Annotated in this window: 16 protein-coding genes and 1 pseudogene; 7 read left to right on the top strand and 10 right to left on the bottom strand. The window is 67.7% G+C overall.

All coding sequences use genetic code 11. The features are described from left to right. Positions 1 to 801, top strand: a complete 801-nt coding sequence (locus NS2_RS22345) for an HAD family hydrolase (RefSeq protein ID WP_062614356.1) — start codon at positions 1 to 3, stop codon at positions 799 to 801. A 467-nt stretch (positions 802 to 1,268) separates the two neighbouring features. Here the strand turns inward: NS2_RS22345 and NS2_RS22340 are convergent, their stop codons facing one another. The 5 genes from NS2_RS22340 to NS2_RS22320 all read right to left on the bottom strand — a co-directional run bounded on the left by NS2_RS22340 (position 1,269) and on the right by NS2_RS22320 (position 7,291). Further along, a complete protein-coding gene (locus tag NS2_RS22340) occupies positions 1,269 to 2,015 on the bottom strand; it encodes a Fic family protein (protein ID WP_033089368.1) in 747 nt (248 codons plus the stop codon). 35 nt (positions 2,016 to 2,050) lie between these two features. Then, complete coding sequence (locus tag NS2_RS22335) at positions 2,051 to 3,739, bottom strand: dipeptide ABC transporter ATP-binding protein (RefSeq protein WP_147207274.1); 1,689 nt, start codon at positions 3,737 to 3,739, stop codon at positions 2,051 to 2,053. A 4-nt stretch (positions 3,740 to 3,743) separates the two neighbouring features. Beyond that, positions 3,744 to 4,712, bottom strand: a complete 969-nt coding sequence (locus NS2_RS22330; RefSeq protein ID WP_036547666.1) for an ABC transporter permease — start codon at positions 4,710 to 4,712, stop codon at positions 3,744 to 3,746. Beyond that, on the bottom strand, positions 4,705 to 5,631 hold the full coding sequence (locus NS2_RS22325; RefSeq protein ID WP_033089365.1) for an ABC transporter permease: 927 nt from the start codon (positions 5,629 to 5,631) through the stop codon (positions 4,705 to 4,707). Before NS2_RS22325 ends, NS2_RS22330 begins: the two co-directional genes overlap by 8 nt. Before the next feature lie 67 nt (positions 5,632 to 5,698). Further along, the gene (locus tag NS2_RS22320) at positions 5,699 to 7,291 is read right to left on the bottom strand and encodes a peptide ABC transporter substrate-binding protein (RefSeq protein WP_228102591.1); all 1,593 of its coding nucleotides are present in this window, start codon (positions 7,289 to 7,291) and stop codon (positions 5,699 to 5,701) included. Positions 7,292 to 7,664: 373 nt separating this feature from the next. Between NS2_RS22320 and acs the strand changes: the two are divergent. The 4 genes and pseudogenes from acs (at position 7,665) to NS2_RS22300 (ending at position 12,567) form a co-directional block, all read left to right on the top strand. Further along, positions 7,665 to 9,609: pseudogene (gene acs, locus NS2_RS22315) on the top strand (acetate--CoA ligase). A 200-nt stretch (positions 9,610 to 9,809) separates the two neighbouring features. Next, positions 9,810 to 11,036 carry a Na+/H+ antiporter NhaA gene (nhaA, locus tag NS2_RS22310; RefSeq protein WP_033089364.1) on the top strand — a complete coding sequence of 409 codons (1,227 nt, stop codon included), beginning with the start codon at positions 9,810 to 9,812 and terminating at the stop codon, positions 11,034 to 11,036. Between the two features lie 41 nt (positions 11,037 to 11,077). Further along, positions 11,078 to 11,593 (top strand): phage holin family protein, encoded by a 516-nt coding sequence (locus NS2_RS22305; RefSeq protein WP_045438518.1) that lies wholly within the window; start codon positions 11,078 to 11,080, stop codon positions 11,591 to 11,593. A 23-nt stretch (positions 11,594 to 11,616) separates the two neighbouring features. After that, positions 11,617 to 12,567, top strand: a complete 951-nt coding sequence (locus NS2_RS22300) for an alpha/beta fold hydrolase (protein WP_033089363.1) — start codon at positions 11,617 to 11,619, stop codon at positions 12,565 to 12,567. 57 nt (positions 12,568 to 12,624) lie between these two features. Here the strand turns inward: NS2_RS22300 and NS2_RS22295 are convergent, their stop codons facing one another. Genes NS2_RS22295 through nth form a run of 4 tightly spaced genes read right to left on the bottom strand, consistent with a single transcriptional unit; the run spans position 12,625 to position 15,879 of the window. Next, a complete protein-coding gene (locus NS2_RS22295; protein WP_033089362.1) occupies positions 12,625 to 13,818 on the bottom strand; it encodes a MarP family serine protease in 1,194 nt (397 codons plus the stop codon). Next, a complete protein-coding gene (locus tag NS2_RS22290; RefSeq protein WP_370737306.1) occupies positions 13,815 to 14,543 on the bottom strand; it encodes an NUDIX hydrolase in 729 nt (242 codons plus the stop codon). The genes NS2_RS22295 and NS2_RS22290 overlap by 4 nt, the downstream gene beginning before the upstream one ends. Further along, positions 14,540 to 15,202: a TlpA family protein disulfide reductase gene (locus tag NS2_RS22285; RefSeq protein WP_045438521.1), complete on the bottom strand. Its 663-nt coding sequence runs from the start codon at positions 15,200 to 15,202 to the stop codon at positions 14,540 to 14,542. The genes NS2_RS22290 and NS2_RS22285 overlap by 4 nt, the downstream gene beginning before the upstream one ends. Then, positions 15,199 to 15,879: an endonuclease III gene (gene nth / locus NS2_RS22280; RefSeq protein WP_081986110.1), complete on the bottom strand. Its 681-nt coding sequence runs from the start codon at positions 15,877 to 15,879 to the stop codon at positions 15,199 to 15,201. Before nth ends, NS2_RS22285 begins: the two co-directional genes overlap by 4 nt. A 292-nt stretch (positions 15,880 to 16,171) precedes the next feature. On the opposite strand from nth, the gene NS2_RS22275 reads away from it, so the two are divergent. Together NS2_RS22275 and NS2_RS22270 are read left to right on the top strand one after the other, a co-directional pair. Further along, positions 16,172 to 16,414 carry a hypothetical protein gene (locus tag NS2_RS22275; RefSeq protein WP_033089361.1) on the top strand — a complete coding sequence of 81 codons (243 nt, stop codon included), beginning with the start codon at positions 16,172 to 16,174 and terminating at the stop codon, positions 16,412 to 16,414. 272 nt (positions 16,415 to 16,686) lie between these two features. After that, positions 16,687 to 17,361 (top strand): Crp/Fnr family transcriptional regulator, encoded by a 675-nt coding sequence (locus tag NS2_RS22270; protein ID WP_019044571.1) that lies wholly within the window; start codon positions 16,687 to 16,689, stop codon positions 17,359 to 17,361. Positions 17,362 to 17,432: 71 nt separating this feature from the next. On the opposite strand, the gene NS2_RS22265 is transcribed toward NS2_RS22270, so the two are convergent. Beyond that, the gene (locus tag NS2_RS22265) at positions 17,433 to 18,239 is read right to left on the bottom strand and encodes an MBL fold metallo-hydrolase (RefSeq protein WP_033089360.1); all 807 of its coding nucleotides are present in this window, start codon (positions 18,237 to 18,239) and stop codon (positions 17,433 to 17,435) included. Positions 18,240 to 18,255: the final 16 nt, after the last annotated feature.

Here is an 18,255-nt window from a genome sequence, read left to right as displayed (position 1 = left end):
GTGACAGCCGAACGCGGACGAGTCGCCGCCTTCTTCGATCTCGACAAGACGGTGATCGCCCGGTCGAGCGCCTTCGTGTTCTCGAAGCCGTTCCTGGACCAGGGCCTGCTCAGCCGCCGTGCCGTGCTGGAGAGCAGTTACGCGCACTTCCTGTTCCTGCTATCGGGCGCCGACCACGATCAGATGGAGCGCATGCGCGAGCACCTCACCAAGATGTGCGCGGGCTGGGATGTCGATCAGGTGCGCTCGATCGTCGCCGAGACGTTGCACGACATCGTGGATCCGCTCATCTACGCCGAGGCCGCGGATCTCATTGCGGACCACCGGATTCGGGGCCACGATGTGATAATCGTGTCGGCCTCGGGCGAGGAGATGGTCGCGCCGATCGCCGCGGCGCTGGGCGCTGATCACTTCGCCGCCACCCGCATGGTCATCGAAAACGGTAAGTACGCGGGCGAAGTCGAGTTCTACTGCTATGGCAAGGGCAAGGTCGAGGCGATCGAAAAGCTTGCCGCGCAATATGATTACGATCTCGCGCGCTGTTACGCCTACTCCGACTCGGTCACCGATCTGCCGATGCTCGAGGTGGTCGGCCACCCCACGGCGGTGAACCCGGACCGCGGACTGCGGCGGGAGGCCACCGCGCGCGGCTGGCCCGTGCTCACCTTCTCGAACCCGGTGTCGCTGTGGGCCCGGATCCCGGCCCCGACCACCACCACGGTGGCCGCCACGGCCGCGGTCAGCCTGGGGGCACTGGCCGCCGGGGCACTCACCTACCGACTGCTGCGCCGGCGGCGATAAGAGAGATAACAGAAACGCCCGGACGCAAAAACACCCGAACACGCCGAGTATTCGAATGTTTCCCCAGGTCTTGATGTGACGGCGGTCACGGGGTAACAATGGATGCACGGAAGGACGGAAGGCCAAGATCGGATCGGAAGAGAAGATTCGACCTCCCATCCCACCCTTCCCAGCACGGACACCAGGCACCCACGCGGAGCACGCCGCGACAAGGGCACGAATGGTTGTGGGCCTGCGTTATCCGGGATATCGACGGCGAGGGCCTCGCATAATCGCGGGGATGAACCACCGGATCCTGGAGAGCTCGCCGAGGCCGAAAACACACAACCCGAGAAGCACGCTTGGTAACCAGGTGGTCCGTGCTAGCGGGCGGTGAGGTCGCAATTCAGCGACAACGCCGCCCGCTCTGATGTGCGAGGACCCTTCGAGGAACCCTGGCGCACAACGGGTTTCCGTTTCAGGGGCCTTTACCCGGAGGCCGAATCCGCGATCGAGCGGGCCTCGCGCGCACCGTCCTCGAGCGCGCCGCAGGTGAATATCACCCAGCCGCCGACACCCTCGGCGGTGCCCATTCCGAACGCCGCCGCGGCGTCCAGATACGCCGGCCGGCGGCGCAGCCAGAAGACCTCCGGGACGCCCAGGCTGTGCGGGTCCAGGCCACTCGACACCGAAACCAGTCGCGAGGCGGCGCGGGCCACGATGCCGTCGGCGGTGCCGAAGGGGCGCAGGGACAGCAGTTCGCCGTGCACGACGGCCGCGATCACCGGGGCGGGAGCCTTTGTGGTGGTGATGGTTTGGGCCAGCAGATCCAGGCGTTCGGCGACACCGGGGACATTGCGGGGGCGACCCAGCTGCTGCTGGTCGTCGACCATGTCGGCGGCCGCCAGCAGGTGCAGGCGCGCGAGGGCCTGCAAAGGGGCGCGCTGCCAGACCCCGACCAGGTTGGTGAGGGCCTCGGCGTCGAGGGCCTGTCCGACGCGCAGCGAGCCCGCGAGGATCGGGTCCTCGACGCGACCGTCAGCGGGCAGGTCGATGGTGCCGCCCTCGATGGCCGCCGACGAGCGAGCCGCGCGGACGGCCGCCTCGGCGGCCGTGGTGGGCCAGCCGCGGCGGTTCGCCCGGTGGCGGTGCACCTCGGCGAGGGCGTCACGGGCCTTGTCGGCGGCATCGCGCACGCCGGGCAGGTCGACGAGGGGCTGCAGCGGGTCGGTCACGAGGTAGAAGGCTAGCCGCCGACCCGCCGGGTGAATCAGCCGACCAGCAGGTCACGGCCCGGGATGGCCTCCAGGAGTCGTCGGGTGTAGTCGGATCGCGGATTGTCGAAGACCTCGGTGGTGGAAGCCGCCTCGACGACCTTGCCCTGCTGCATGACCAGGACGTCGTCGGCGATCTGACGGACCACGGCCAGGTCGTGGGTGATGAACAGGTAGGTCAGGCCAAGCTCGGCCTGGAGCTCGTTGAGCAGCTGCAGGATCTGCGCCGGGACCAGCACGTCGAGGGCCGAGACGGCCTCGTCGCAGACCACCACCTCCGGGGACAGCGCCAGGGCGCGGGCGATGGCGACGCGCTGACGCTGACCACCGGAGAGCTCGTTGGGGTAGCGCCGCATGACCGTTGCCGGGAGCGAGACCTTGTCCAGCAGATCTCGGATAGCGGCCTCCCGTTCCTTTTGCGAAAAGATGCCGTGGGTGCGCAATGGCTCCTCGATGGTGCGGTAGATGGAGTACATCGGGTCCAGGGAGCCGTAGGGGTCCTGGAAGACCGGCTGTACGCGGCGTCGGAAGGCAAACGCGCCCTTGGCATCCAGGGTGGCCACATCGCGACCGTCGAAGGTGACATGGCCGGAGGTGGGTGGCAGCAGCCCCAGGACCATCTGGGCCACGGTCGATTTCCCGGAGCCCGATTCCCCGACGATGGCCTTGGTGGTCCCGCGGCACAGGGTGAACGAGACATCGTCCACGGCAACGAGTTCGGAGGATTTCCAGGGCGCATTGCCGCGGATGCGGAACCGCTTGGTGAGCCCCTCGACAACCATCACACTGTCCGGGGCGCTGGAGAATTCGGCATCGGTCTCGGTCAGCTGCCCGGCCACCTGGACGGCCTGCGCGCGCACTTCGGCGCGCTCGGCCACCGAGGACAGCCGCTGCGACGCCAGTGAGGGCGCGGAGTTCACCAGCTTCTTGGTGTACAGATGCTGTGGTTCCCGCAGAATCTGCAGTGCCGGACCGGATTCCACCACCCGGCCCCGATACATGACCACCAGATGCTCGGCCCGCTCGGCCGCGAGGCCCAGGTCGTGGGTGATGAGCAGGACCGCGGTGCCGAGTTCGGCGGTGAGCCCGTCGAGATGGTCGAGGATCTGACGCTGCACGGTGACGTCGAGGGCCGAGGTCGGCTCGTCGGCGATGAGCAGTTGGGGCCGGCACGAGAGGCCCATGGCGATCAGCGCGCGCTGGCGCATGCCGCCGGAGAACTCGTGCGGATACTGGTTGACACGGCGCTGCGCGTCGGGCATGCCCGCCTCGGTGAGCAGTTCGACGGCCCGCTGCCGCGCCGCCTTGCCCTTGGCGATGCCATTGGCCTCCAGGGTTTCCCGCATCTGGAAGCCGATCTTCCACACCGGATTCAGATTCGACGTGGGGTCCTGCGGCACGAATCCGATGCCCTTGCCGCGCACCTTGACGATCTCGTGCTTGGACGCCTTGGCCAGGTCCTTGCCGCCGAAAGCGATTGACCCGGAGGTGATCTGGCCGGTGCCGGGCAGCAGGTCGATGATGGCGTGCGCGGTCGTCGACTTGCCGGAACCGGATTCGCCGACAATGGCGACGGTCTGCCCCGGGTACACCGTCAGATTCACCCCGCGCACCGCCGGGATCCGCTTGCCCTCGGAGGTGAAACACACGTTCAGGTCGCGGACGTCGAGCAGTGGTTCGGTCATGTCCTCACCTCTTCCTGGCCTTGGGATCCAGGGCGTCGCGCACGGCGTCGCCGAGCATGATGAAGCTGAGCACCGTGAGCGCCAGGGCGGTCGCGGGATAGAACAGGATGGCAGAGGTGCGGATCTCCTTCTGGTCGGCCGCGATATCCGAACCCCACGAGACGATCTGGCGGGAGAGCCCGACGCCGAGGTAGGACAGCGTCGCCTCGGTGACGATGAAGACGCCCAGCGAGATGGTGCTGACCACGATCAGCGGGCCGGTCGAGTTGGGCAGCACGTGCCGGATCAGGGTCCGGAATCTGGAGACGCCCAATGCCTTTGCCGCCGTGACGTATTCGCTGTTGCGCGACTGGATCACCGCGCCGCGGGCGATGCGGGCGGCCTGCGGCCAGCTGAAGGAGGCCAGTGTCACCATGACCGTCCACACCGTGCGGGTGTGCAGCAGCTGCATGAGCACGATCGCGGCCAGGGTCAGGGGCAGCGCGTAGAAGATCTCCGCGATGCGCGACACCACCGCGTCCAGCAACCCGCCGTAGTACCCGGCGAACGCCCCGAGGGTGCCGCCGATCAGCACGAACAGCACGGTCGCGCCGAGCCCGGTCTGCACCGAGGCCCGCGCACCGTACACGGTCCTGGTGTAGATGTCGCAGCCCTGCTTGTCGAAGCCGAACGGATGGCCCGACGACGGCGGATGCATGCTGAAATCGCCACTGCAATAACGCGGATCCTGGCCGCTGAACAGCTGCGGCCAGATCGCGACCAGCAGGATGAACAGGATCAGCAGCGCCGCCACGATGAAGATCGGATTGCGCCGCAGCTGCTGCCAGGCCTCGCGCCATACGCTGGTCGGGGCGGCTGCCTCGTTCACCCGGTCGGTCGCGAGCACCTCCACCTCGTCCGGCGGCGCCACGAAATGCTCTTGCCCAGGCCGGATTTCAGGGGCTTCCCGGACATCGGTCTGCGGTTCAGGCATAGCGGATCCTCGGGTCGAGTGCGGCATAGAGCAGATCGACGATCAGATTGGTCAGCAGCAGGATCACGATGAGCACGGTCACGAAGGCCACCACCGTGGGCGGCTCGCCGCGCGTGATCGCCTGGTACAGCGTGCCGCCGACGCCGGGGATGTTGAAGATGCCCTCGGTGACGACCGCGCCGCCCATGAGGAAGCCCAGATCGGTGCCGACGAAGGTGATCACCGGGATCAGCGAGTTGCGCAGAATGTGCACCACGATGACCCGCCGCCGACTCAGGCCCTTGGCGGTCGCGGTGCGCACGTAGTCGGCGGTCATGTTCTCCGCCACCGCGTTTCGCGTCAGCCGCAGCACGTAGGCGAAGGACAGCGACCCGAGCACGAAGGCCGGCACCAGCAGATCGCCGAAGCTCGCCTTGGCGCCGACGGTGACCGGCGCGATGCCCCATTTGATGCCGAGCAGGTACTGGGCCAGGAAGCCGACCACGAAGATCGGCACGGCGATGATGACCAGGCTCAGCACCAGCATGGTCGAATCGAACAGCTTGCCCTTGCGCAATCCGGCGATCAGGCCGAAGACGACACCGAAGAAGAACTCGATGCAGACCGCCATGACGGCCAGCCGGAAGGTGATCGGGAAGGCCCGGGCCAGCTCCTCGCGCACCGGCCGCCCGGAGAACGAGGTGCCGAAATCAAGGGTGACAATGCCTTTCAGGTATTCGAGGTACTGGATGTAGAAGGGTTGGTCGAGGTGGTAGCGCGCCTTGAGCGTCGCCTCGACCGCGGGTGTCATCTGCCGGTCACCGGCCAGCGCCTGTACCGGGTCGCCCGGAATCAGGAACACCATCGCGTAAATGAGCAGCGTCGCTCCGAGGAAGACCGGAATCATCTGGAGCAACCGCCGCACGACATACCAAGCCATGGTTCACACTCCACTCCGAGAGGGGCCGTGCGGCGGCGCACATGGTCCGCCGCACGACCGGCGGCGGCTACTTCTCGATGTTCTCGAAGTCGAACAGACCCGACCAGGACACCTGGGCCTTCACCTTGTCCGAGCGCCCGGCCGCGACGTTGTAGTCGAAGATCGGGATATCGGCCATGTCCTTGAACAGCAGTTGCTGTGCCTGAGCGAGGATGTCGTAGGCGGCCTCGGGGGTGGGGGCGGCCTGGGCCCGGCCGAGCAGCTTGTCGAATTCCGGGTTGGCGTACTGGACGTTATTGGTACCGGATCCGGTGAGGTACTGCGAGGTCAGGAACTCGAACATGGACGGGTAGTCGCCCTGCCAGCCGTAGCGGAACGCCTTGCCGACGGTCTTGTTGGTGATCTCGTCACGAATGTTCTTGAACGTCGGGTACGGCACGCCGACCGAATCGATGCCCAGGGTGTTCTTGACGCTGTTGGCCACCGCCTCGACCCACGCCTGGTGGCCGCCGTCGGCGTTGTAGGCGATCTGGTAGGTGCCCGACCACGGCGAGATGGCATTCGCCTGGGCCCACAGCTTTTTCGCCTCGTCCGGGTTGAACTTCAGCACCTCGGAGCCGGGCAGGTCCTTGCGGAAGCCGGGCAGCGTGAACGCGGTGAAGTCCTGGCAGGGCACTCGGGTGCCGTGGAAGATGTTCTGCGCGATCTGCTCCCGGTTGATGGCCATGGAGATGGCCTTGCGGCGCAGCACGCCCTCCTCACCGGCGAAGTGCGCGACCGTCGGCTGGATGCCGATGTGCTGGCTGTAGGCGATGGGCTTGTGGATGGCCCGGTCGCCCAGGTCCTTCTCGTAGGTGGCGAGCGCGGTGTCCGGGATGATGTCGAGCGCATCCAGGTTGCCCTGCAGCAGATCCGCGTAGGCGGTGTCGTAGGACTGGTACATCACGAAGCGCAGGCCCTTGTTCTTGGCCGGGCGGCCGCCATGATAGTCCGGGTTGGGCAGCACTTCGATCTTCACGTTGTGCTGCCAGGTCGAGAACTTGTAGGGGCCGTTGCCGATCGGGTTCTGCCCGAAGTCCTTGGTGTTCTTGAAGAAGGCGTCCGGCATCGGATAGAACGGCGCGAAGCCGAGTTTCAGCTCGAAATCGATCGACGGGCTGGTCAGGTCGACGGTGAAGGTCTTGTCGTCGATGACCTTCAGCCCGGACATGGTCTGCGCCTTGGGCGGATTCGCCTCGACCTCGTCGTAGCCCGCGATGCCCTCGAAGGCCCAGTTCTGCAATTGGCCGTTGGTGGACAGGGCGCCGTAGTTCCAGGCGTCGACGAAGGACTTGGCGGTCACCGGCGTGCCGTCGGTGAACTTCCAGTCCTTGAGGGTGATCTTGTAGTGCTGCCGGTCGGTCGATTCGATGGACTGCGCGACCTCGTTGCGGGCCGTGCCGTTCACGTCGTAGTACTTGAGTCCGGCCCAGAGCCGGTCGGTGACGCGGCCGCCCATGTTCTCGTTGACGTCGGTGGGCACCAGGGGTCGTTGCGGCTCACCGCCATTGACCGTCACGAGGTCGGTGTTGTCGCCGCCGCTGGATGAACAGCCCGTCAATGCGAGCCCGGACGCCAGGACGGCGGCCGCCGCGAGTGCGGTAAACGTCTTGATTCTCAACGCTTCTCTCCCGGTTCGAGGAAGTGTGAAAGGGAAGGCCACAGCCGCCGGGGTCGCCAGTGGTTATGACCAATCGCCTTTGGGTGAATCGGACACTAACCATCTCGGTCGGTGTTGTCAGCGGATCGAAACCGGATTGTTCGGCTTGTTAGCAATCCGGCAACATCTGTCATTCGGAACGGGCACTCTACGTGACACAGTGCACAGCGGCGGGGAACCCGCGTTCATGATTCGGTCACACCGGCTCTGACAGGTTGACCTCGACCGCCCCACCGATCGAGACGGCTGAACACGACGCAGATCCCAGTCGGTTAGGGTCGAACGTGGCCGCCGTCACCCCGCGCGGCCTGCATGCGAGAGAAGAAGAGACGAGATGACCACGGAACCCTCTGCCGACCACCTGGACGTGTATCCGCCCAGCACTGAGTTCGCGGCCGCAGCCAATGGCGATGCCTCTCTCTACGACCGAGCCGCCGCCGATCGCGATGGGTTCTGGGCCGAACAGGCGAAGCGGCTGCACTGGCATCAGCCCTTCACCCAGGTCCTGGACTGGAGTGACGCGCCCTTCGCCAAGTGGTTCGCGGACGGCAAGCTGAATGTCGCCTACAACTGTGTGGACCGGCACGTGCTGGACGGGCGCGGCGAGCAGGTCGCCATCCATTGGGAGGGCGAGCCGGGCGATTCCCGCGCCATCACCTATGCCGAACTGCTGGCCGAGGTCTCGCGCGCCGCCAACTACCTGACCGGTCTGGGCCTGGTGGCCGGTGACCGCGTCGCCATCTACATGCCCATGGTCCCCGAGGCCATCGTGGCCATGCTCGCCTGCGCCCGCCTGGGCCTGACCCACTCCGTGGTGTTCGCGGGCTTCTCCCCCAGCGCCCTGCGCCAGCGCGTCGACGACGCCGAGACCAAGCTGGTCATCACCACCGACGGCCAGTGGCGACGCGGCACCGCTCAAGTACGCGGTCGACGAGGCGCTGGCCTTCGACGGACCGAGCACGGTCGAGCACGTCCTCGTGGTGCGCCGCACCGGCATCGACACCCCCATGACCGAGGGCCGCGACCTGTGGTGGGACGAGACCGTCTCCCTGGCCTCCCCCGAGCACGAGGCGCAGGCCTTCGACGCCGAGCACCCGCTGTTCATCCTCTACACCTCCGGCACTACCGGGAAACCCAAGGGCATCCTGCACACCACCGGCGGCTACCTGACCCAGGCCGCCTACACCCACCACTACGTGTTCGACCACCAGCCCGGTCAGGACGTGTACTGGTGCACCGCCGACATCGGCTGGGTGACCGGGCACAGCTACATCGTGTACGGCCCGCTGGCCAATGGAGCCACCGAAGTCGTCTACGAGGGCACCCCCAACTTCCCCGACGAACACCGCCACTGGCAGATCATCGAAAAGTACGGCGTCACCATCTATTACACGGCGCCGACGCTGGTCCGCACCTTCATGAAGTGGGGCCGCGAGATTCCGGAGGCGCACGACCTGTCGAGCCTGCGGCTGCTGGGTTCGGTCGGCGAGCCGATCAACCCCGAGGCCTGGCGCTGGTACCGGGATGTGGTGGGCGGCAACAAGACTCCCATCGTGGATACCTGGTGGCAGACCGAGACCGGCGCCATCATGATCTCGCCGTTGCCCGGCGTCACCGCGGCCAAGCCGGGCGCGGCCATGACCCCGCTGCCCGGCATCTCGTCGAAAGTCGTTGATGAGGACGGCAATCCGGTCGAGCTGGGCGAGACTGAGGCCAACGGATACCTGGTGCTCGACCAGCCCTGGCCGTCCATGCTGCGCGGCATCTGGGGCGACAACGAGCGCTACCGCGACACCTACTGGTCCCGCTACGCCGAGAAGGGCTGGTACTTCGCCGGCGACGGCGCCAAGCTCGACAAGGAGGGCGACCTGTGGGTGCTGGGTCGCGTCGATGACGTGATGAACGTGTCGGGCCACCGCATCTCGACCGCCGAGGTGGAGTCGGCGCTGGTCGGGCACTCGGGTGTGGCCGAGGCCGCCGTGGTCGGCGCGTCGGACGACACCACCGGTCAGGGCATCGTGGCGTTCGTGATCCTCACCGCCGAGGCCAAGGACACCGGGGTCGATCTGGTGGCCGAGCTCAAGGCCGAGGTCTCCCGTGAGATCTCCCCCATTGCCCGCCCGCGCGAGATCCACGTGGTGCCGGAGTTGCCGAAGACACGCTCGGGCAAGATCATGCGCCGCCTGCTGCGCGACGTGGCCGAGGGCCGCGAACTGGGCGATACCTCAACTCTGGTGGACCCCAACGTTTTCGAGGCCATCCGGGCCGGTAAGGCGTAAGCGGACAGACCATCGGCGAGGCCCCGTGACCACTGGTCGCGGGGCCTCGTCGCGTACCGGGTGGTCAAGAAGTTCCGGGCAAACCGTTAGAATTGCGCAAAAAGGCGTGCCGGGAAGTCTGGTCGGCATGCGGTTGTGCCGTCGGTCCCTGGAGTGGTGTCGCACGCCGCTTTCTCGCCGACCCGACCGAAAGGTGCACCGTGATCGTCCAGGTCCGTTCCGAGCTAGCGCGCTACCTGAGAACCGAAACCTTTGGCGGCGCACTGCTTCTCATCGCCGCGGCGAGCGCGCTCATCTGGGTCAACTCCCCGTGGGGAGCGAGCTACCAGACCATGGTCGACACCAAGCTCGCGATTCCCGCCCTGCACCTGGATCTCACGCTCGCCGAATGGACCCAGGACGGCCTGCTCGCCATCTTCTTCTTCGTGGCCGGGCTCGAGCTCAAACGCGAACTGGTGGTCGGCGAACTCGCCGACCGCAAACGCGCCACCCTGCCCATCGTGGCCGCCATCGGCGGCGTGGTGCTGCCCGCGCTCATCGCCACCGCCGTCGGCTGGGGCGCGCCGGGCATGGACCGCGGCTGGGCCATTCCGGTCGCCACCGATATCGCCTTCGCGCTGGCCGTGCTGGCCATGACCGGCTCGCGGATCCCGGCCGGCGCCCGGGTCTTCCTGCTCAGCCTGGCCGTGGTGGACGACCTGATCGCCATCATCCTGATCGCGGTGCTGTTCACCACCACGCTGAAGATGCTGTGGCTGCTGATCGCCGTGGCGTGCTTCGCCGGGTGGGCGCTGGCCCAGAAATTCCGGCTCGGCAGCCCGTTCATCTATGTGCCGCTGGGCCTGGTGTCCTGGTATGCCCTGCACGAGGCCGGAATTCACGCGACCCTGGCGGGTGTGGCCTGCGGCCTGCTGACCCGCGTCCGGCCCGACCAGGACGAGGACGAGCACTGCGTCCCCGCCGCCCGGCTCGAGCACTTCTTCCAGCCCATCTCCGCGGCCATCTGCGTGCCGCTGTTCGCGCTGTTCGCCTCGGGCGTACCCCTGGATTCGAACGTCCTCTCCAAGCTGTTCACCGACCGCCTCGCGCTGGCCGTCATCGCGGGCCTGCTGGTCGGCAAGACGGTCGGCATCTTCGGATCCAGTTGGCTCGCGGTGCGGTTGGGCATTGCCGAACGACCCGGTGATCTCGGTTATCGGGACATGTTCGCCCTGTCGGTACTGGGCGCGATCGGCTTCACCGTTAGCCTCTTGGTGGCAGAACTGGCACTGGAAGACGTCGGGGACGGCAGCGAGGCAGAACTCGCAAAAGCGGCGGTGTTGCTCACGTCTTTGGCGGCTTCCCTGGCGGGTTCGGCGCTACTGTTGCGTCGTGGCCGTGCTCACCAGGCACGACGTGACGAGCGAGCACTGCAAAGTCAAGAGTGACACCGGACAGTACTACCGGGACATGGAGAAGGGTCGAGCAATTGAGCTTCACACAGGGCGGTAACGGCTACGACGGGAACCGCACCCGCACCGTCACCTCGATTCCGTTGTCCGATGTCGACGCCCACCAGTCGGCCACCTTCGGCACCTTGGTCCGCGACGCGACCGAGCAGATGTCGACGCTGGTGCGGGCCGAGGTGGAGCTCGCCAAGGCCGAGGTGACCGGTGAGATCAAGAAGGGCCTGCAGGGCAGCGTCTACTTCATCCTGGCGCTGACCAGCCTGCTGTTCAGCTCCTTCTTCTTTTTCTTCTTCCTCGCCGAACTGCTCGACGTCTGGCTGTACCGCTGGGCCGCCTTCCTGGTGGTGTTCCTGCTGATGATCGCGGCGGTGGCGGCCTTCGCGCTACTCGGCTATCTGAAGGTGCGCAAGCTGCGCGCCCCGGAGAAGACCATCGAGTCGCTGAAGGAGGCGAAGACCCTGCTGCCCAGCGGTTTCGGCGTGGGTGACGAGCACACCATCGACGCCACGGTCGAACTCGGCAAGCCCCGGACCTAGACCTTCGATTACGCTCCTTCGGCGTGTCGTCGAATACGCATCCCGATCCGTCCACAGTCCGCTACGACGGACCGTGGGCCCATCGAGACGTGCACGCCAACGGCATTCGCTTCCACGTGGTGGAGGCGGTGCCCGGCGCAACGGCCTACACCGACCCGGATACGCCGCTGGTGGTGCTGCTGCACGGCTTCGGTGACTTCTGGTGGTCGTGGCGGCACCAGCTGACCGGGCTGGCGGCCCGCGGGTACCGCACGGTGGCGGTCGATCTGCGCGGCTACGGCGACAGCGACAAACCGCCGCGCGGCTACGACGGCTGGACCCTGGCCGGTGATGTGGCCGGGCTCATCCGCGCGCTCGGGCACACCGAGGCCACCCTGGTCGGCCACGCCGAGGGCGGGCTGGTCTGCTGGGCGACCGCGGTGCTGCACCCACGCGTGGTGCGTTCCATCGCGCTGATCAGCTCCCCGCATCCGGTGGCCCTCAAGCGCGCCGTGCTGCGCGACCGGGCCCAGCGCGCGGCCTGGCTGCCGGACTTCCTGCGCTGCCAGCTGCCCCGCCTGCCCGAACACCGTCTCACCCGCGAGGCCGGCATCGAGATCGAACTGCTGCTGCGCGAACGGGCCGGCGAAGCCTGGTCGGCCACCGCGGAATTCGCCGACACCGCACGGCGCATGCGCACCGCCATCCGGATTCCCGGCGCGGCACACTGTGCCCTGGAATACCAGCGCTGGGCCTTCCGCAGCCAATGGCGGCCCGACGGCCGGCGTTTCATGGCGGCCATGAGCGAACCGGTGCGGGTGCCGACGCTGGCGCTCTACGGCGACCAGGACCGGTACATCCTGGCGAGCACCATCCGCCGCGGCCAGCAGTTCTCCCCCGAGCGCCGGGTGGTGGCCATCCCGGACGCGGGTCACTATGCACACCAGGAGAATCCGGAGCCGGTGACGGCGGAGATCGCGAAACTCCTGGCCTGAGCACACGAAAGCGGCCCCCGGCGAATCCGATTCGCCGGGGGCCGCTTTGGTGTCGGCTCAGCTCAGCACGCAGCTGCCCGTTCCGACGGCGGTCGTCTTGCTCGCCGCCGCATCCAGTTCCGGCCGCACCTCGTCCAGCGTCAGCACGTACCCGGTGTCTTCATCGGTGACCGCCGCGCCGAACACCACGCCCAGGATCCGACCGTCGGTGTCCACCAGCGGCCCACCGGAGTTACCGGCCCGCACCTGTCCGCGAATCGTGTACACCTCACGCTTGACGTCGGCGTCGCGATAGATGTTCGGTCCCTTAAGATTCAGCGTCTCACGCACGCGGGCCGCGCTGGCGGTGTAGCGGCCGCCGCCCGGGTAGCCGAGCACGATCGAGCTCTCCCCCGAGGTCGCGTCGGCCGGGGCCAGCTCCAGCGGCTGCGTGTTCAGGCCCGGCACCGCAAGGATCGCCACGTCCTTGGACGAGTCGAACAGCACCACGGTCGCGGGCAGGGTGCCGCGCGCGGTGTCCACGCCGACGCTGTTGGTGCCCGCCACCACGTGCGCGTTGGTCATGACGCGCTCGGGCGCCACCACGAAGCCCGAACCCTCCAGCTGCCGTTGGCAACTGGGCGCGATGCCGCGGATGCGCAGCACACTGCTCTGCAGTTGCTGGGCCACCGGCAGTTGCAGCACGCCCGCGTCGGGCGGTTCCACCGCGGTGATCGGGACGTGCCCGAACGGGCCGATCACGTCCGGCAGCCCGGAGGTGTTGAGCAGGTTGGAGAAGTCGGTCGGCACCCGCCGCAGCCAGTCCGGCGCGACATGATCGACATTGCGCAGCACCTGCGAATTGCTCACCGCGGTCGCGATACCCGGCTGCGAGGAGTTGGTCAGCGGCAGCGCCAGCAGCCACGCCGTGGCCAGCACCGCCACCGCCTGCAGGCCCGCGCCCACCACGCTGTCCACGCTGCGGGTGAACGGATCGCGCATGCCGCCGCGGGCCGCGCGCCCGAGCACCATGCCCGCGACCTCGCCGACGATCACCAGCGCCACGATCAGCAGCACGCCGACCAGCACCCGGGTGCGGCCCTCGCTGAGGTGCTTGAGGATGTGCGGCGCGATGAGAATGCCGGCGACAGCGCCCAATATGACGCCCAGGAAGGCCAGCGCCGAGGCGACCGCACCCTGCCGCCACCCGGAGGTGGCGGCCAGCAATGCCAAAATGATGATGCCCAGGTCGAGCCAGCCAGAGGCGCTCATAATGTCATCCCTACCGCGGCCAGCGAGGCCTGCAGATCACGTACGTCGTGATGGTCCCATTCGGTTTCCCACCCCGACACCGCCAGCAGTCCGGCGAGCACGCCGGCGGTGAACCCCCACACCAGCATTCCGTCCACGGCGAACGCCGGGCCCATATAGCCCAGCGGATGCCGCACCACGAAACGGTTGGCCGGATCGATGAGCTCGGCGATCGGCACCCGCGTCACGCGCGCCGCCTCCGTCTCGCTCACCACACCGACCGCGCCCGGCGTGCGCCAATAGGCGACCACCGGCGTCACATCGAACCGCGAGGGCGGCACGAAGATCTTGGGCAGCACCGCGATCGGCTCCACGCTCGCGGGGTCCAGGCCGGTCTCCTCCTCGGCCTCCCGCAACGCGGTGCTGACCGGGCCCCGGTCCTGCGGCTCGACCCCGCCGCCCGGAAACGCCACCTGGCCGCTGTGCTGGCGCAGGGTGGCGGCGCGCTGGGTGAGCAGCACGTCGGCATCGGCCGGAAGCCCGCCGCGCGCACCGGAATCCGCGACCGACGAGCCGCCGAACAGCACCAGCACGGCCGCCTCCCGGGATCTGGCCGCGGCGGCGGCGAAGCGCCGCATGGCGGTGCGCCGCAGCACCGGGTTCACGCCCGTCGGGTCGGCCGGATCGTGCTCGGCGACCCCGCGCAGCCACTCGGGAATCCCGTTGGCGGACTCGTCCAGTCTCACGCTTTCACTCCCAATTCGGCGGCGACGGTAGCGGATATGTCGTCGACGCTGGTGAAAGGTCGTACCACGACTTTGGCCACGGTGCCGTCGGCGCGCAACAGCACCGAGATCGGCAGCACCGCGGGCGCGCCGACGGCGGTGCGTACCTTGGCATTCGGATCCTCGACCCCGGGCAGGTGAATGCCCAGATCGGTGAGCCGGGACAGCGCCTTCGCCGTCCCCCGATCACTGTGCACGGTCAGCACCGTGAGCGCGTTTCCGGCCTGCCGCGAGAACTCTTGCAGCAGCGGCAGTTCCTCGGCGCACGGGCCGCACCAGTACGCCCACAGGTTGAGCAGGGCGGGCTTGCCGGCCAGGGCCGCGACCAGGTCCACGGGCTTGCCGTCGGCCAGGCAGTTCAGGGTGATGCCGCGCAGGGGGGAATCACCCACCGGCGCACCGCTCGGCTGCGGGCAGGCGGCGAGGGCGGCCGCGGCCCGATCCGCCTCGGGGACAGCCGCTTCGGCGGGTGGCGCGAGGCTCGTCGAGCCGGTGGCGGTATTCGCGGAGTCGTGCCGGGTGAACTGCGGCCACAGCGCGACGGCGGCCGCCACGGCCACGATCACCGCGGCCAGCGCCCAGCGCCACCAGGTATTTCCCCGCGCCGTATCGGCACTCACAGCCCCACCAGTCCGAGCAGATGCTCGGTCTCCGGGCCCTTGACGAGTTTGGCGGCCTCGGTCGGATCGGTCGGCCCCTCCCCGAAGGACGGGCAGTCATTCGCCAGGAAGCAGGCCCCGCACGCCGGTTTGCGGGCGTGGCAGACACGGCGGCCGTGGAAGATCACCCGGTGCGAGAGCATGGTCCAGTCCCGGCGCTCGATGAGTTCGCCGATGGCGTGCTCGACCTTGACCGGATCCTCTTCGTCGGTCCAGTTCCAGCGCCGCACCAGCCGCCCGAAGTGGGTGTCGACCGTGATGCCCGGCACTCCGAAGGCATTGCCGAGGACCACATTCGCGGTCTTGCGCCCGATGCCCGGCAGGGTGACCAGCTCGTCCAGGGTGCCCGGCAGCTCGCCGTCGAAACGCTCGACCAGCTCCTGCCCCAGCCCGATCAGCGAACTCGCCTTGTTGCGGTAGAAGCCGGTGGGGCGGATGTACTCCTCCAGCTCGGCCCGGTTGGCCTCGGCGTAATCGCGTGCGCCGCGGTACTTCGCGAACAGCGCCGGGGTGGTCAGGTTGACGCGCACGTCGGTGCACTGCGCGGAAAGAATTGTGGCGACCGCCAATTCGAGGGGTGTAGTGAAATCCAGCTCACAGTGCGCGCCCGGGAACTCGACGGTCATATCCCGGTACATGCGCCGGGCGCGGCGCACCAGGCCGATTCGAGTCTCCTTGGCGCGCTTATCGGCTTTGCTGGGACGCGAAAAGCGTGGCGCATCCGAGTCATTCCGGCCCGACACCGAGCCATCCGCCGACTCGCCGTCGACACCTGCGAGCACGCCCGATTTATCCGGGTCTGCCCTGCTCACGGCCGCGTTGGATTCAGTGACACGCACGCGTCCACCTTACGGAACCACCCCTGTGCCACAACCGGGCTGAGTACCCGCCGTGTTCCATCTGAGACCTTCGGCGTGTTTACTGCTGCCTATGCAAGGACTCGCCGTGGTGCTGTTTCCGATAGCGCTGATGCTGTTCGCATTGGTGATGGAACGAGTCGAGAATCGGCTTCGCAAGCTCCTCGAACCCGATCCCGAAGTCCAGCAGTACCTCGATCGAGCCACGAACGCCGAGGTCAGCGATCTGACCAAGCTCGGGCTCCCGGCCGCCGCCGCGCGTCCGCGACGCGCCCGGCCCGCGGCCAAGGGAATGGACGTCGCGCAAGCGAGCTGAACCGCGCCCGTCTGCGAATGAGTGGTCCGGTGGCATTCGGCTCCGGACCACTTTTTACGATCTTCATGACGCCGGTCTCACGGCGTGTCGTAGATTCGTAGGGAAGCGTGTCGCGAAACCGTCGCTGAGTGTCGCGTACTGGGCCGCGCGTGTCCGAGAATCAGCTCGGCGCGTGGTGTCTATCACTACCCGGCGGTATTGCAAAGTAGACTGCACTGTCGGCCGAGTCGTTTCGGTCCAGGACAGAGCCATTTCCCATAAGGAGCACATTCGTGGACGAGGCCCTCGCCAGAGCAGGCATCTTCCAAGGCGTCGAGCCCACCGCGGTGGCGGCTCTCGCCAAACAGCTGCAGCCCGTTGACTTCCCGCGCGGCCACGTCATCTTCAACGAGGGTGAGCCCGGCGATCGGTTGTACATCATCACCTCCGGCAAGGTGAAGATCGGCCGCCGTTCGCCCGATGGTCGCGAGAACCTGCTGACGATCATGGGTCCGTCGGATATGTTCGGCGAGCTCTCGATCTTCGACCCGGGCCCGCGTACCTCGACGGCCACCACCGTCACCGAGGTCAGAGCGGTCACCATGGACCGGGACGCCCTCAAGGCGTGGATCGACCAGCGCCCGGAGATCGCCGAGCAGCTGCTGCGGGTCCTCGCCCGCCGCCTGCGCCGCACCAACAACAACCTGGCCGACCTGATCTTCACCGACGTCCCGGGTCGCGTCGCCAAGGCGCTGCTGCAGCTCGCGCAGCGTTTCGGCACCCAGGAAGCGGGCGCGCTGCGCGTGACCCACGACCTGACCCAGGAGGAGATCGCCCAGCTGGTCGGCGCCTCCCGCGAAACCGTGAACAAGGCGCTGGCCGACTTCGCGCACCGCGGCTGGCTGCGGCTCGAGGGCAAGAGCGTGCTGATCTCGGACTCCGAGCGACTGGCTCGCCGGGCCCGCTGAAGCGCCACAACAGCAACGGAAAGGACCGGGCATCACCCCCGTAGCGGTGATGCCCGGTCCTTCGCTGTTTGCTATCCCCGCGAACGCAGGTAGGCCAGCTGGGCCTTGACCGAGCTCTGGGCCGCGGGCCACAGCCGCTTGTCCACGTCCGCGTAGACCTCGGCGACGATCCGCAGCGATCCGGCCTTGGGCCCGAGCTTCTCGAGCGCCGCGCGGACCTGATTCAGTCGCTCCTCGCGATGCGCGATGTAGTAGCGGATGACCGGTTCGGCGTCGGCGTGGTCGGGGCCGTGGGCCGGGAGCAGGTGCCGGCCCGGCGCGACGGCCACCAGGCGATCCAGCGAGTCCAGATAGGCGGCTAGCGCGCCGTCCCAGGATTCCAGCACGGTCGTACCACTGCCGAGCACGGTGTCGCCCGTGAGCAGGGCCTGTTCGCCCTCCGGCCCGTCGATCAGGAAGCTGTGCGAGTCCTCGGTGTGGCCGGGAGTGGCCAGGACGGTGATGCGCAACCCCGCCGCCTCGATGACCTCACCGTCGAACAGCGCGGTGCCGTCGCCGCGCAGGAACTCGGAGGCCTTCGCGCGCACCGGGGTTCCGGTGGCCTGCACCAGATGGTCGATGCCACCGGTGTGGTCGTGGTGCTTGTGGGTGATGAGCGTGAGGGCGATGTTCCCGCCGGTCTCCCGGACCAGCGCCTCGGTGTGCTTGCGATCCTTCGGACCCGGGTCCACCAGAACGTATTCCGTGGCGCCGGGTGCGCGCAGCAGCCAGGTATTGGTGCCCTGCAACGTCATTCCGCTGGGATTGTCGGCCAGCACCACGGCGGCGGACGGAGTCACTTGCCGCAGTCGACCGTACGCGGGATGGGTGAGCGTCATCTTTACGTCCTAATAC

This window comes from Nocardia seriolae NBRC 15557, assembly GCF_007990715.1.
Taxonomy (GTDB): Bacteria; Actinomycetota; Actinomycetes; order Mycobacteriales; family Mycobacteriaceae; genus Nocardia; species Nocardia seriolae.
This window is presented reverse-complemented; position numbering and strand designations above follow the sequence as displayed.

What these genes read in the sequence shown, in the direction of transcription:
- NS2_RS22335 (WP_147207274.1), bottom strand. Translation starts at nt 3,739, where the DNA reads ATGACCGAACCACTGCTCGACGTCCGCGACCTGAACGTGTGTTTCACC.
- NS2_RS22330 (WP_036547666.1), bottom strand. Translation starts at nt 4,712, where the DNA reads ATGCCTGAACCGCAGACCGATGTCCGGGAAGCCCCTGAAATCCGGCCT.
- NS2_RS22325 (WP_033089365.1), bottom strand. Translation starts at nt 5,631, where the DNA reads ATGGCTTGGTATGTCGTGCGGCGGTTGCTCCAGATGATTCCGGTCTTC.
- NS2_RS22295 (WP_033089362.1), bottom strand. Translation starts at nt 13,818, where the DNA reads ATGAGCGCCTCTGGCTGGCTCGACCTGGGCATCATCATTTTGGCATTG.
- nth (WP_081986110.1), bottom strand. Translation starts at nt 15,879, where the DNA reads ATGTACCGGGATATGACCGTCGAGTTCCCGGGCGCGCACTGTGAGCTG.
- NS2_RS22275 (WP_033089361.1), top strand. Translation starts at nt 16,172, where the DNA reads ATGCAAGGACTCGCCGTGGTGCTGTTTCCGATAGCGCTGATGCTGTTC.
- NS2_RS22265 (WP_033089360.1), bottom strand. Translation starts at nt 18,239, where the DNA reads ATGACGCTCACCCATCCCGCGTACGGTCGACTGCGGCAAGTGACTCCG.